Genomic DNA, 13,347 nt, shown 5'->3' with positions numbered 1-13,347 from the left:
ATCGTCCAAGGAAGGAATCAAATGCTCGAAGGATTATTTGACGCCGACCGTTGGTCGACGACATTTCAAAACATGGGGCCCTTCTGGGAGGGCTTTGGCGTGACGCTACAGGTGGTCGTTGCCGGTCTGCTGCTGTCGCTGGTGCTGGGCACGCTGCTGGGTGTGTTCTCTACGACCCGTTCGCGCGTGCTGCGCGCCATAAGCCGCGTGTACGTGGAGTTTTACCAGAACACCCCGTTGCCCGTGCAGGTGCTCTTTATGTACATGGCTGGTCCGCAGTTTTTGCAGGCCATAACCGGTGCCGACCAGCCGGTGCGCATCGCGCCGTTCGTGCTGGGCTTCTTGGGCGTGGGTCTGTATCACGCGGCCTACATTTCGGAGGTCATCCGCACTGGTATCGAGGCGGTTCCGCGCGGTCAGATGGAGGCGGCCCAGAGCCAGGGCTTCACCCGTGCGCAGGCGTACTGGTACATCGTGCTGCCCCAGACATTCAAGATCATTCTGCCGCCGCTGTGTAACCAGGCGCTCAACCTGGTCAAAAATACGTCGGTGCTGGCGCTTGTGGCCGGCGGCGACCTTATGTACCGTTCCGACAACTTTGTGAGTCTGTACGGTTACCTGCAGGGGTACATCGTCTGCTGCCTTATGTACTTCATTATCTGCTTTCCGCTCGCCATGCTGGTGCAGTGGCTCGAGCGCCGCTCCAAGGAGCGTCCGCGCGGTGTGAGCCTGGCCGAGCTGGGGCTCGACAACGTAGAGGAGGCCTAGCGCATGGAAATCTTCAACGCGACCAACCTGCTCTACATTTGGGGCGGCTTTGTTAAGACCATAGAGATCTCGGCGCTGTCGATCTTTTTCTCGCTCATCTTTGGCACGGTGCTGGCGCTCGTTAAAAGCTATGCGCCCCGCCCGTTCCGTATTCTGGTGAGCGCCTATATCGAGCTGTTCCGCTGCACGCCGAACCTGCTGTGGATTCTGTTTATCTACTTTACGGTGCAGGGTTTGGACATTGTGATTTCGACCATCGCCTTTACGCTGTTTACCAGCGCCGTTATGGCCGAGATTGTGCGCGGCGGTCTCAACTCGATTCCGCGCGGCCAGTTTGAGGCAGCGCAGAGCCAGGGCTTTGGCTTCTTTGCCACCATGCGCTACATCATTCTGCCGCAGACGTTTAAGACGATCATTCCGGCGCTGTTTAGCCAGTGCACGACCGTCATCAAGGACAGCTCGTATCTTTCGGGGATTAACGTGGCCGAGCTCATGTACACGGCAAACGTCGTGATGGCCCATGCGATCGACCTGTCGCAGGTGCTTATGCTCTACGGCCTGGTGTTTGCGATGTACTTTGTGCTCAACTTTGGTATCTCGCTGCTGGTTCGAGCTTACCAACGCCGCATCGTAGCCGCATAGCCTGGCTTTCCCTGGCACCCAACCTTGGCCTTCAAACCGTCGCTCGCGTACCAAAGTACGCGTCGCTCCTCTTTCAGGCCAATCTTGGGCACCAGGAAAACCCAGGTACGGTATCGTGGGAATAAGAGATAAACAGCCCTTTTCTCATTTGTTAGAAAGGAATCGCGATGAGCGATCTGGAGAACAAGAAGAATCCTGTGGTCATTACCATCGCGCGCGATTTTGGTGCCGAGGGCCACGAGATTGGTCGCATGCTTGCCGACGAGCTGGGGATTCCGCTGTACGACAACGAACTGCTGGTACGTGCGTCGCTGCGTGCGGGCGAGTCGCTCGACAAGATGGCCGCCTACGACGAGCGCCTGGCTGTGGAGAACATGGCGTTTCTGCCCGACCGCTACGATGCCCGTTCGTACTCGGACAAGCTATTCCAAAAGATGAGCCAGGTGATTTTGGACTTGGGTGAGACCGAGAGCTGCATTATCGAAGGCCGCCTGTCCGATTACCTGCTTCGCAACAACCCCAACCACATTGCCGTGTTGGTGACCGCTCCCTTTGAGGACCGCGTCGAGATTGTGCGCAAGAAGCGCGGCCTTAACAAAAAGAAGGGTGCCAAGCTGGTCAAGCAGCAGCAGAAGGCGCGTGAGGCGTTCTACAAGCGCTACAGCGCCGGAAAGTGGAAGATGACGAGCGGTAAGGATATCGTCGTCAACCGCGCCAAGCTGGGGCGCGAAGGCTGCAAAGACGTCATAGCCGCTGCCTACCGCTACAAAGTCGCCCAGCTCGAAGGCTAACCGACCAAAACCACCACAAAGGGCAGGCACCTTTGTGGTGGTTTTTGTTTTAGGCGGAGGGGAAGGCCTTGGCGGCAGTGCCTATCCTCGGCTTTTGCAAATCTCGATCTGTAACACCAAGCCAGCGAAAATGGCTCTAACTGTTACAGATTTAGATGAACCGTTCGGCCGTCAGCCCAACGTCTTGATCTGTAACACCAGGCGGCATATTTGGTCTCTAACTGTTACAGATTGAGATGCAGCGTGGGCGGCCGGCACAATATCTCGATCTGTAACAACTACAAGGCTCAACAGGGCCTAACTGTTACAGATTGAGATAAAACGACCGGGCAAGTCCCCAACCACCACAAAGGTGCCTGTCCCCTTTGTGGTGGTTGGGGCGGTCGGCATAGAAAAAGTCCCCGCCGGGCGTGTGCTCGACGGGGACTTTGCCGTTTGATGGCGAGCGCTGTAGGTGATTACTCGCCCAGCAGGCTCTTGGTGATGGAAGCGGCGGCCTTCTTGCCGGCGCCCATCGCCAGAATGACCGTAGCGGCACCGGTGACGATGTCGCCGCCGGCCCAGATGCGGGGATCGGTGGTCTGGCCGGTCTCCTCGTCAGCGACGATGTAGCCCCACTTGTTGAGCTCCATCTTGCCGCCGATCTTGGCAGCGAAGGGGTTGGCGTTGGTGCCGATAGCCGAGATCGCGACGTCGCAGGGGATCTCCTCGATGGCGCCCTCGATGGGCACCGGGCGACGACGGCCGGACTCGTCGGGCTCGCCGAGCTCCATCTTCTGGACCTTGACGGCGCACACGGAGCCGTCCTCGCCAGCGACAAACTCGAGCGGGGAGACGAGCGGCAGAACTTCGACGCCCTCGGCCTTAGCATGGTGCAGCTCGGCGCGACGGCAGGGCATCTCGTCCTCGGTACGACGGTAGGCGATGATGGCGTGCTCGGCGCCCAGGCGCTTGGCGGTACGGACGGCGTCCATAGCCACGTTGCCGCCACCAAAGACGACGACGTTCTTGCCGTGCTTGGTGGGGGTGTCGTACTCGGGGAACTTGTTGGCCTTCATCAGGTTCACGCGGGTGAGGTACTCGTTAGCGAAGAAGACGTTGGGCAGGTTCTCGCCGGGGACGTTGAGGAACTTGGGCAGGCCGGCGCCGGTCGCCACGTAGATGGCGTCGAAGCCCTGCTCGAACAGCTCCTCGGCCGTGGCCATGTTGCCCACGACGGAGTTGTACTCAAACTTGACGCCCATGTCCTCCAGGCCGTCAATCTCGCGCTTGACGACTGCCTTGGGCAGACGGAACTCGGGGATGCCGTAGACCAGCACGCCGCCGCCGGTAAAGAAGGCCTCAAAGACGGTGACGTCAAAGCCGTTGCGGGCGAGCTCGCCGGCGCAGGTGATGCCGGACGGGCCGGAGCCGACGACGGCGACCTTCTTACCGTTCTTGGGAGCCATCTTGGGCGTGGAAGCGAGCTCGGGGCGGTCACCCAGGAAGCGCTCGAGCTGGCCGATGGCCACGGGCTCGGATTTCTTACCACGGATGCACTTGCCCTCGCACTGGTTCTCCTGCGGGCAGACGCGACCGCAGATAGCGGGAAGCATGGAGTCCTCGCGGATGGTATCGAGGGCGCCGCCAAAGTCCTTCTCGCGGATCTGCTCGATAAAGCGGGGAATGTTGATGTTGACGGGGCAGCCCTCGACACAGAACGGCTTCTTGCAGTTGAGGCAGCGCTCGGCCTCGGCCAGCGCCATCTCCTCGGTGAAGCCCTTGTCGACGGGGCGGAAGTCGCAGGCGCGCTCGGCAGCCGGCTCCTCGTTATCGGGGGTGCGGGGCGACTTCATATCGGCAACGAAACGACCGTTAACTAGTGGCATGCGCAGCTCTTTTCCTCATAGGCCTTGAGGGACGCGCCCTCTTCGGAACGATAAGCGGCCTGGCGGGCACGAAGGTCATCCCAGTCGACTAGGGTGGCATCGAAGTCGGGGCCGTCGACGCAAGCGAACTTGGTCACGCCGCCCACCTCGACGCGGCAACAGCCGCACATACCGGTGCCGTCAACCATGATGGGGTTGAGCGACGCGGTGATGGGGGTGTCGTACTTCTGGGCGGTGAGGGTCGAGAACTTCATCATCGGAACGGGGCCGACGCAGAAGACCTGGCTCACGGCCTTGTCCTGCAGCAGGCGCTCCAGCGGAGCGGTGACAACGCCCTGCTCGCCGTAGGAGCCGTCGTCAGTGGTGATGTGGATGTGGTCCTCGTCGAGGAGCTCGCGGAACTGGTCCTCCATGAGCAGGAGGTCCTTGGTGCGGGCGCCCATGATGGCGTGGACCTCGTGACCGGTCTCGACCAGGTGCTTGGCGACCGGGAAGGCAATTGCCAGGCCGACGCCGCCGCCAATGACGGCGCAGGGGCCCTCGGCCATCTCGGTGGGAACGCCCAGCGGACCCACGACGTCGCGCAGCGACTCGCCGGCCTCGTAGGTGGACAGCATCTCGGTGGTCTTGCCGATCACCATGAAGATGAACTCGACCCAGCCCTCGTCACCGTTCCAGCCGGCCAGGGTAAACGGGACGCGCTCGCCCGTCTCGTTGGCGCGAACCATGAGGAACTGTCCAGCGTGCGCATGCTTGGCGATTGCGGGCGCCTCGATGCGGAACTTGAACACCTTCTCCGAGAACTGCGTCTTCTCCAGGATCTTATACATAGAACCCCTCTCTTGTTAGGGCTGCCGAACCGTGCCTCCACGGAAATGGGCGGTAGCCCGAATAAAACCGTACGCGCACAGGCGTTGTGCAGACATACGGTGCAAATTATACCCTCATGGACATGCCGTTTACGTGTATCTTCGGCAGGTGGGAAAAGGGTTTATCCACTTCGGCCTACCAAAGGGGGAGAGGTTTATTTTGGCAGGTTTTATCAGGCAAAACGGCAAAGGGGGCCGGCCCGCGCATTGGTGAGGCCGGCCCCCTTTGGGGTGCTATGTGTGCATGGCGGCGCACGGTTTATTGCGATGCCGCAACTGGGGCGTTTCCGCAGGTAAAACCTGCCAAAATAAACCTGTCCCTAAATGGTAGGTTTTAGTGCTTGCCGTTGGCGGAGGCGGCGCCGTTGACGTGGTCGCGGGCGTAGATTACGCCGTGCACGATGGCCAGACCGGCGGCGTCGGCGGCGCGGGCGCAGGTGTCCTGGAAGTTCTCGGCCTCGCGGGCGCGCAGCTGCTTGAGCACATAGTCTGCCACGGCCATCTTGCCGGGAGGGTTGCCGATGCCGGTGCGGATACGGCTAAAGTCGCGGCTGCCCATCTTGTCGATGATGGAGCGCAGGCCGTTGTGGCCGGCGTGGCCACCGCCCACCTTGACGCGCACGTCACCGGCGGGAATGTCAAGCTCGTCGTGGATGACGAGCAGCTCCTCGGCCTTGATCTTGTACTCGCGGCAGAGCTTGGAGATGGGTCCGCCCGAGGTATTCATATACGACTGCGGCTTGACCAGCACGATCTGGCGCTTGCCACCCTCTTCCTCGGGATCGTTGATGTTGATGAGTGCGACCTCGGCGCCTGCCTGGTTTTTCCAGTAGGTGACACCGGCCTGACGGGCCAACTCGTCGATTGCTTTGAAGCCAGCGTTGTGGCGGGTCTCGGCATACTCATCGCCAGGGTTGCCAAGTCCGGCAACCATGCGAATCTTAAGCGGCTGTGCAGCTGCCATAGGCTTCCTTTCGTTACATAAGAAGTTCGTTCAACGACAAAGGCTACCACGCCCGCCGAAGGCGAGGAAAGGGCACGGCAAAGTCATTTCAGAAAACAGCTGCCCCGAGACAGCAGGAAGCCCGGTAGGCCGGGAGGGGTTATCTAAGCCGACATCCCGCAGCCGCGAAGCGGCGAGGACGTCGGCGTGATAACCCCGCAGGCCTACCGGGCTTCCGGTGGGATGCGAGGGTCAAGCGACTACAGCGCGAAGTCGCCGCCGACGAGCGTGGAGACGGGCTCCTCGTGGTAAACGGCGGAGATGGCCTGAGCGAACTCCTCGGCGACCGAGATAGTCTTGATCTTGCCGCCGACCTCGACGGGGATGGCGTCGGTGACGACGCACTCGACGATGGGGGCATCGTTCAGGCGCTCGATGGCCGGACCGGAGAAGATGCCGTGGGTGGCGCAGACGTAGATGTCGCCGGCGCCCATAGCCTTGAGCTCCTTGACGTTGGCGCACAGGGTGCCAGCGGTGTCGATCATGTCGTCGTTGATGATGCAGGTCTTGCCCTTGATGTCACCGATGATGCCCATGACCTCGGCGGCGTTGTGGCGCGGACGGCCCTTGTGGGCGATGGCCAGGTCGCAGCCGAGCATGTCGGACAGCTTCTTGGCGGCCTTGGCGCGACCCACGTCGGGGGAGACGACAACCAGGTTGTCGGTGTCGAAGTGCATGTCGTTGTAGTACTGGCCAAACAGCGGCAGTGCGGACAGGTGGTTAACCGGGATATCGAAGAAGCCCTGGATCTGGCCCTGGTGCAGGTCGAGGGTGATGATGCGGTTGACGCCGGCACGCTCGAGCAGGTTGGCGACGAGGCGGGCGGTGATGGGCTCGCGCGGGCCGGCCTTGCGGTCCTGGCGGGCATAGCCGTAGTGGGTGATAACGGCGGTGATGGAGCGGGCGGATGCGCGCTTGGCAGCGTCGGTGGCGATGAGCAGCTCCATGAGCATGTCGTTGACGTTGCCGCCGGCCACGGACTGAATCAGGAAGACGTCGGCGCCGCGGACGGTCTCGTCGTAGCGGGCGTAAATCTCACCATTGGCGAACTGCTTTAGCGTAAGGCCCGAAAGCTCGACCCCAAGGTACTCAGCAATCTTCTGAGCGAGGGGACGGTTGGAGGAACCGGAATACACGCGGATGGACTTGCGCATATTCTCCGACTTCTCGGGATCATTAATCGGCATTACCCTTCTCCTTTATACATCGAATGCCATATAGATGCCTTGTTGCATTGTAACCGCGCGGCGGGGTTTATCGGGTCCTGATAACGTCTTTACCGCCAACGGACACGAACCGACCACTCATCCGGTTGCGCAGGTCACGATAGAAAAAGGAGCCGCCCCCATGGAGCAGCTCCTTTTGTGCTTGGTAAAACGTTATACCTCGTCGTCCTCGTGCAGGCGGCGGCGGTAATCGGCGGCCCAGCCCTCAATATTTACCTGACGGGCGCGGCCCAGACCGAGCGCGTCTGCCGGGACCGGCTCGGTGATGACGGAGCCAGCGGCCACGAGCGCGCCGTCGCCGATCTGGGCGGGCGCGACCATCATGGTGTCGGAGCCAATGAAGGCGTCCTTGCCGATGACGGTCTTGTGCTTGTGCACGCCATCGTAGTTGCAGGTGATGGAGCCCGCGCCCACGTTGACGCCGGAGCCCATGGTGGTGTCGCCGATGTAGGACAGGTGCGGCACCTTTGAGCCCTCGCCGATCGTGGACTTCTTGATCTCCACGTGCGTGCCGGCCTTGGAGCCGTCGAGCATGTGGGTGCCCGGGCGCAGGTAAGCGCGCGGGCCGCAGTCGACGCCGTTCTCGATGACGGCCTCGATGGCGATGGTCTCATCGATGGTGCAGCCGCTGCCGACAGTGGTGTCGGTGAGGCGGCTGTTGGGGCCAAGCTGGCACTCCTCGCCCACGGTGACGTGGCCGATCAGGTGCGTCTGCGGCCATACGACGGTGTCGCGGCCGATGGTAGCGTCGGGGCCGATCCAAGCCTGCGTGGGGTCGATGAACGTGACGCCCTCGGCCATCCAGTGCTCGTTGATGCGGTCGCGCGCGATGGCGGTGAGCTGCGCGAGCTGGATACGGCTGTTGACGCCCAGACCGTCGCGGTAGTCGTCGCAGTGGAAGATGGAGACAGCCTGGCCGTGGCCTTTGAGGATCTCGAGCATGTCGGGCAGGTAGTACTCGGATTGCGCGTTGTCGTTGCCGATCTCGTTAATGTGGGCGGCGAGCTGCGCGCCGTCAAAGGCGTAGCAGCCGGCGTTGCACTCCAGCAGCGTGGCGGCCTGCTCGGGCGTGCAGTCCTTCTGCTCGATGATGCGCTCGATCTGACCATCGGCGCCCAGCTTGATGCGGCCGTAGCCAAAAGGATCGGGCGGGGTCATGGTCATGACGGTGCAGGCGAGCTCGCCGGTGGCGACGGTTTGCGCGAACTTGGCGACGGTGTCGGCGGTGATGAGCGGCAGGTCGCCGTTGAGCACCACGACGGGGCCTTGCGTGATGCCACAGGCCTCGAGCGCGACCTTCACGGCGTGACCGGTGCCCAGACGCTCGGTCTGCTCGACGCACTCGACCTTGGTGGCGCTGTTGGCGTAGGCGCCGTCGATGAGGGCGCGCATCTCGTCGGCGTGGCTGCCGATGACAACCACGACGCGGCTGCAGCCGGCCTTGATGGTAGCGTCGACGATCCACTGGACCATGGGCTTACCCAGGATCTTGTGCGAAACCTTGCAGTGGTTCGACTTCATGCGGGTGCCCTCGCCGGCAGCGAGGATAATTGCGGTTGCGTCCATGTGATCTCCTGTTACGTTATAGAGACGTGTGTTTGGAAACGATACACGGCGCAATATGATACCGCAGGCATATGACGAGCGCGTAACGATTGGTTTGCGGCGGTTGAGGCTTGCGCCGCCGGCGTGGCGTTTGCACTGCGTACGTGCGGCGTTGGTGGTGCTGCGGAGCTGTTGTTTGAGCGAGGGGACGGGGGTGCCCGTGGACAACATACGAGAGGAGTTTGGCGGCGAGCCCGTCGCGGCATTCTCGATGTCGCATCCGGCTGTGCCGGCACTCTATATAGTGCTGACGCTGGGGCTCACTATGTTCTCGATGCAGCCGGTACTGATTGCGCTGTCACTTGCGGGCGGGCTGGCGTATGGATTTGCGACGCGTGGGGCTGCCCGCACGCTGGGCGCACTCCGCTGGCAGCTGCCGGTGATTTTGATCGTCGCGGTGCTCAATCCGCTGTTTAGCGCCTCGGGCTCGACGGAGCTGTTCCGTATTGGCATGCGCGCGGTGTATCTGGAGAGCATGGTATACGGCCTGTGCATGGGCGGGCTGTTTGTGGCGAGCGTGCTGTGGTTTGAGGCGGCGGCGTCGATGCTCGAATACGACAAGGTGCTCGCGCTGCTGGGCAATGCCGCACCGGTGATTGCGCTCATGATCTCGATGTGCATGCGGCTTATCCCGCAGTTTTTGCGCCGCGGTCGTACGGTGCTGGCGGTGCAGGATGCGATTGATGTGCCGGGCCGCGCGCCGGCCGACCCCGTGCGCTCGCGTTTGCGGGCATCGAGTGTGTTGATGGGCTGGGGCATGGAAGATTCGCTGGAGCGCGCGGACGCGATGCGCTCGCGCGGGTGGGGTGCCGCGACGCGTCGTACGACGTATGCGCGGTATCGACTGGGGCGCAGCGACGTTGCCGCGCTGGCCGGGCTCGCACTGTTTGGTGCTGCCGCGGTGGCAGTGGCGTGGACCGCGACGACGCAGTATTCGTTTTATCCGCAGCTCTCGGTGCCGGCGCCGTGGCCGGGCTATGTCGTGTACGCTGCCTGGATGGTGCTGCCTTGCGCGTTTCATGCGATTGATGAGAAGAGGTTTGGCTGATGGCTCGGTTGGATAGGGGCCCGGTGTCGGGCGCGGCGTGCGGCCCGGATATTCCGGCGATTGAGGTGCAGGGCCTTAGTTTTGCCTATCCCGGGGCCGAGGCACCGGTGCTCGAGGGGCTTGATTGGCGTGTTCCCCAAGGTGCATTTGCGCTGCTTGTTGGCGGTACCGGTTCGGGTAAGTCGACGCTGCTGTCGCTGCTCAAGCCCGAGATCGCTCCGGCGGGCGAGCGCACTGGTGATGCGCGCGTGCTGGGCGAGAACGTTGCCGACATGGACGTGCGGGCATCGGCGGAGCGCGTGAGCTATGTGTTCCAGGATCCCGAGAACCAGATCGTGTGCGAAACCGTGTGGCACGAGATGGCGTTTGGCCTGGAAAACTTGGGGCTAGCACGTGATGAGATGCGCCGTCGCGTAGCTGAGACCAGCTATTTCTTTGGTCTGGAGGACTGGCTTCATCGCGATACCGATACGCTTTCGGGCGGCCGCAAGCAGCTGCTGTCGCTTGCCGCCGTCCTGGCGCTGTGTCCGCGTGTGCTGCTACTCGACGAGCCCACGTCTCAGCTCGATCCCGTTGCCGAGAAGAATTTTCTGCACGCGCTGTTTCGTGTGAATCGCGAGCTGGGCTGCACGGTTGTTGTGGCTACGCATCAACCGCGCCCAATGCTCGAGTATGCGACGTGTGCGTACCGGATTGAGGACGGTCGCGTGCGCGAGGTGGCGGATATGGCTTCTTTGGGGCGTCGAGAATCGCTGTTTTCCGACGACATGTTGGGGTGGGGTGCCGTCCGATGTGCAAAAAACGGAGTATTCAGCAGGCGTGAGGACAATTTGGGCTCTCTGGAGCCGCCCGGGGACGTATCGAGCGCGAAAAAAAGTTCGGAATTGGACAAATCGTCCGAATTTGTGGCGCAAACGTCGCTCGAGAACGGCTCAGAAGCCTTCCCGCGCACGGATGGGAGCAGAATACTCCAAAAAATGCACGGCGGGTCGGCTACCACCCTGGCAGGGAGCTGGTTTCGCTACGATCGCGCGGGCGGTTGGGTTCTGCGCGGGCTCGACGTGGCGTTTTCGGCCGGTGCGGTGCATGCGATCGTGGGCGGCAACGGATGCGGTAAGTCGACGATGCTCTCGGTGCTGGCGAAGACCGCCAAGCTGCAGCGCGGTCGCATGGTGCGCGGAGCGGCCTCGGCGGCGCTGCTGCCTCAGAACCCCAAAGCATTGCTGGTTGCCGAGACGGTTCGCGATGAGCTGATGGAATGGGCCTCGACCTGCGGATATGACGAGAACTTGGCGCGGGAGCGTGCGGCGAGCTTGGGGCTGTCGGGTCTGGATGGGCGCCATCCGTACGATCTTTCGGGCGGGCAGCGTCAACTGCTTGCATTGGCAAAACTGCTGCTAATCGGCCCCGAACTGCTATTGCTCGATGAGCCCACCAAGGGTCTAGACTTGTTCAGCCGCCGCATCATCGCCCGCGCCCTGCGTGACCATGCGAAGGTTGGTGGCACCGTCATCATGGCGACGCACGACCTGGACTTTGCCGAGCAGGTTGCCGATGACATTTCCATGATGTTTGATGGCGAGATCGCCTGCATGGAGCCGCCGACCGACTTCTTTGCCGACAACGTGTTTTATAGGGCGTGATGGGATGGCGGATTATCGCATCGTGCGCCTACTCGCAAAACTGGAGATACCGCTGCTGCTGGCGGTGCCAGCCGTGATGGCTGCGGCGTTGCTGGCGGGCGTTGAACAGGCGGCACTTGCCATGCTTGTCGTGGTGGCGCTGGTGCTCGCGCTGTTCTTTGCGGGTTACGAGGCGTCGCGCCCGGGACTGCGCCAGATTATGCCCACGCTGGTTCTGGCGGCGTTGGCTGCGGCGGGGCGTATTCTGTTTGGCCCCATTCCCGACTTTAAACCGGTGAGCGCCATCGCCATCATCGCAGGGGCGACGCTCGGACGCCGCAACGGCTTTATGGTTGGAGCGCTGGCGGCACTGACCAGTAATTTCTTTTTTGGACAGGGCATGTGGACGCCGTGGCAGATGTATGCCTGGGGGCTGGTTGGCTATGTTGGCGGCGCGCTAGCGTATGCGGGTGCGTTCGACCGCGTCGACGGCACCGTGCGCATGCCAGCACTGCTGGCGTACGGCTTTGCGTCGGGCCTGCTCTATGGCGTCGTGATCAACGCATATGACATCATTGGTTTTGTACAGCCGCTTACTTGGGCGGGTGCCGTGGCGCGTCTTGCCACGGCAGTGCCGTTCGATATTACGCACGGCCTTGCGACCTGCGTGTTTTTGGCCGCCTTGTACAAGCCTTGGTGCCGTCGCATTAACCGTGTCGTCGTGAAATACAGGCTGTAGGGCTGGTTGCGTCGGGGCGGGAATCAATACTGCCGAAGTGTCATTTCAAAACTATGCCGGTTTACGGGGCTAGATTGGCGCAGGCAGACCATGCCGGCTTTTTTCGAAATAGAGTAAGCCGTTCACCTGCGGTTTTATTATCTCGGAATTGCGTATGGTTGGGGGTTCGCGATTCAGCCCCGTAAACCGGCATAGTTTTGGAATGGCCGGCTGATATGACGGGCATCGTGGCCCTCAGAGAGCCAAATTGATCCATTTTCTTCCGTCCCCAGATGTCCCCAGGGGATCAGTTGACGGCGCTTGCCACGAAACTGGCCCATCTACTACGTTTAGCTTGATACTCCCGACCATGACCGCGTTTTATGAAAAACCGCAGGCTTTCTACCTGCGGTTTTCTTTTTAAAGGCTTTAGCCTGTGCGGGGCGCGCAGCGCGCCGCATCAGAAACCACCCGCTATGCGGGTGGGGACAACCGGCTTTACAAAGCCGCCCCCTCGCCGGACACTTGCGATTGTTCAGGCCGCAAGGAATCCGAGTCGAGAGGGCGGTGGTGGCGTATGGCCCAGAAGGCCTACAGCCTGTCGCACACGAAGTGGATGTGCAAGTACCACGTCGTGTTCACGCCGAAGTATAGGCGCAAAGTCATCTACAACCAAATAAGGTCCGACCTTGGGGAGATCTTCAGGAAGCTCTGCCAGTACAAGGGGATAGAGATCATCGAGGGGCACCTGATGCCCGACCACGTCCACATGCTGCTGGCGATACCGCCGAAGTACAGCGTGTCGAGCGTGATGGGCTACCTGAAGGGGAAGAGCTCGCTGATGGTATTCGACAGGCACGCGAACATGAAGTACAAGTTCGGCAACAGGAAGTTCTGGGCCGAGGGCCACTACGTTTCCACCGTCGGCCTGAACGAGGCGACGATCGCGAAGTACATCCGGGAGCAGGAGAAGGCCGACATCGCGCTCGACCGGCTGAGCGTCAAGGAGTACGAGGACCCCTTCGATAGGGGGCCGGGGCGCAAATAGCGCCGGTTTGACCGGCCCGTCACGGGTCAACCTGCAGTGCGGCCCGAACCCCGTGAGGGCCGGCGCCTTTAGACGCGTGCCGGAAATCCAAGGGTTATACCCTAAGAGCAAACCACCCCTTTTAGGGGTGGTTTTGATT

The 13,347-nt window shown here is 61.6% G+C and carries 12 protein-coding genes; 7 read left to right on the top strand and 5 right to left on the bottom strand.

What is annotated here, in order from left to right; translation table 11 throughout:
- Positions 1 to 21: 21 nt before the first annotated feature.
- The 3 genes from DXD77_RS03830 (at position 22) to DXD77_RS03820 (ending at position 2,201) form a co-directional block, all read left to right on the top strand.
- The gene (locus DXD77_RS03830) at positions 22 to 768 is read left to right on the top strand and encodes an amino acid ABC transporter permease (protein ID WP_035136546.1); all 747 of its coding nucleotides are present in this window, start codon (positions 22 to 24) and stop codon (positions 766 to 768) included.
- Between the two features lie 3 nt (positions 769 to 771).
- Positions 772 to 1,410, top strand: coding sequence for an amino acid ABC transporter permease (locus DXD77_RS03825; protein WP_055285379.1), 639 nt, complete (start codon positions 772 to 774; stop codon positions 1,408 to 1,410).
- 167 nt (positions 1,411 to 1,577) lie between these two features.
- A complete protein-coding gene (locus DXD77_RS03820) occupies positions 1,578 to 2,201 on the top strand; it encodes an AAA family ATPase (RefSeq protein WP_055251542.1) in 624 nt (207 codons plus the stop codon).
- A 458-nt stretch (positions 2,202 to 2,659) separates the two neighbouring features.
- Here the strand turns inward: DXD77_RS03820 and gltA are convergent, their stop codons facing one another.
- The 5 genes from gltA to glmU form a co-directional block, all read right to left on the bottom strand.
- Positions 2,660 to 4,069 (bottom strand): NADPH-dependent glutamate synthase, encoded by a 1,410-nt coding sequence (gene gltA / locus DXD77_RS03815; RefSeq protein ID WP_117647774.1) that lies wholly within the window; start codon positions 4,067 to 4,069, stop codon positions 2,660 to 2,662.
- A complete protein-coding gene (locus DXD77_RS03810) occupies positions 4,060 to 4,899 on the bottom strand; it encodes a sulfide/dihydroorotate dehydrogenase-like FAD/NAD-binding protein (protein WP_117647773.1) in 840 nt (279 codons plus the stop codon). The genes gltA and DXD77_RS03810 overlap by 10 nt, the downstream gene beginning before the upstream one ends.
- 373 nt (positions 4,900 to 5,272) lie before the next feature.
- Entirely contained in the window at positions 5,273 to 5,902 is a 630-nt protein-coding gene (gene pth / locus DXD77_RS03805; protein ID WP_199407887.1) for an aminoacyl-tRNA hydrolase, read from the bottom strand.
- 239 nt (positions 5,903 to 6,141) lie between these two features.
- Complete coding sequence (locus tag DXD77_RS03800; protein ID WP_089573682.1) at positions 6,142 to 7,128, bottom strand: ribose-phosphate pyrophosphokinase; 987 nt, start codon at positions 7,126 to 7,128, stop codon at positions 6,142 to 6,144.
- Positions 7,129 to 7,320: 192 nt separating this feature from the next.
- Complete coding sequence (gene glmU / locus DXD77_RS03795; RefSeq protein WP_099432438.1) at positions 7,321 to 8,733, bottom strand: bifunctional UDP-N-acetylglucosamine diphosphorylase/glucosamine-1-phosphate N-acetyltransferase GlmU; 1,413 nt, start codon at positions 8,731 to 8,733, stop codon at positions 7,321 to 7,323.
- A gap of 199 nt (positions 8,734 to 8,932) precedes the next feature.
- On the opposite strand from glmU, the gene DXD77_RS03790 reads away from it, so the two are divergent.
- The 4 genes from DXD77_RS03790 to tnpA all read left to right on the top strand — a co-directional run bounded on the left by DXD77_RS03790 (position 8,933) and on the right by tnpA (position 13,208).
- Positions 8,933 to 9,820 (top strand): energy-coupling factor transporter transmembrane component T, encoded by an 888-nt coding sequence (locus DXD77_RS03790; RefSeq protein ID WP_233506729.1) that lies wholly within the window; start codon positions 8,933 to 8,935, stop codon positions 9,818 to 9,820.
- Positions 9,820 to 11,463, top strand: a complete 1,644-nt coding sequence (locus DXD77_RS03785) for an ABC transporter ATP-binding protein (RefSeq protein ID WP_117564049.1) — start codon at positions 9,820 to 9,822, stop codon at positions 11,461 to 11,463. Before DXD77_RS03790 ends, DXD77_RS03785 begins: the two co-directional genes overlap by 1 nt.
- A gap of 4 nt (positions 11,464 to 11,467) precedes the next feature.
- Entirely contained in the window at positions 11,468 to 12,181 is a 714-nt protein-coding gene (locus DXD77_RS03780) for a DUF6580 family putative transport protein (RefSeq protein WP_117564050.1), read from the top strand.
- Between the two features lie 556 nt (positions 12,182 to 12,737).
- Complete coding sequence (tnpA, locus tag DXD77_RS03775) at positions 12,738 to 13,208, top strand: IS200/IS605 family transposase (protein WP_117647772.1); 471 nt, start codon at positions 12,738 to 12,740, stop codon at positions 13,206 to 13,208.
- Positions 13,209 to 13,347: the final 139 nt, after the last annotated feature.

It is taken from the genome of Collinsella sp. TM09-10AT, from assembly GCF_003436275.1.
Lineage (GTDB): Bacteria > Actinomycetota > Coriobacteriia > Coriobacteriales > Coriobacteriaceae > Collinsella.
Note: the sequence above shows the minus strand (reverse complement) of the source record. Positions and strands in the feature narration are given on the sequence as shown.

What these genes read in the sequence shown, in the direction of transcription:
- glmU (WP_099432438.1), bottom strand. Translation starts at nt 8,733, where the DNA reads ATGGACGCAACCGCAATTATCCTCGCTGCCGGCGAGGGCACCCGCATG.
- DXD77_RS03825 (WP_055285379.1), top strand. Translation starts at nt 772, where the DNA reads ATGGAAATCTTCAACGCGACCAACCTGCTCTACATTTGGGGCGGCTTT.
- gltA (WP_117647774.1), bottom strand. Translation starts at nt 4,069, where the DNA reads ATGCCACTAGTTAACGGTCGTTTCGTTGCCGATATGAAGTCGCCCCGC.
- DXD77_RS03810 (WP_117647773.1), bottom strand. Translation starts at nt 4,899, where the DNA reads ATGTATAAGATCCTGGAGAAGACGCAGTTCTCGGAGAAGGTGTTCAAG.
- DXD77_RS03830 (WP_035136546.1), top strand. Translation starts at nt 22, where the DNA reads ATGCTCGAAGGATTATTTGACGCCGACCGTTGGTCGACGACATTTCAA.
- DXD77_RS03785 (WP_117564049.1), top strand. Translation starts at nt 9,820, where the DNA reads ATGGCTCGGTTGGATAGGGGCCCGGTGTCGGGCGCGGCGTGCGGCCCG.
- tnpA (WP_117647772.1), top strand. Translation starts at nt 12,738, where the DNA reads ATGGCCCAGAAGGCCTACAGCCTGTCGCACACGAAGTGGATGTGCAAG.
- DXD77_RS03820 (WP_055251542.1), top strand. Translation starts at nt 1,578, where the DNA reads ATGAGCGATCTGGAGAACAAGAAGAATCCTGTGGTCATTACCATCGCG.
- DXD77_RS03780 (WP_117564050.1), top strand. Translation starts at nt 11,468, where the DNA reads ATGGCGGATTATCGCATCGTGCGCCTACTCGCAAAACTGGAGATACCG.
- DXD77_RS03800 (WP_089573682.1), bottom strand. Translation starts at nt 7,128, where the DNA reads ATGCCGATTAATGATCCCGAGAAGTCGGAGAATATGCGCAAGTCCATC.
- pth (WP_199407887.1), bottom strand. Translation starts at nt 5,902, where the DNA reads ATGGCAGCTGCACAGCCGCTTAAGATTCGCATGGTTGCCGGACTTGGC.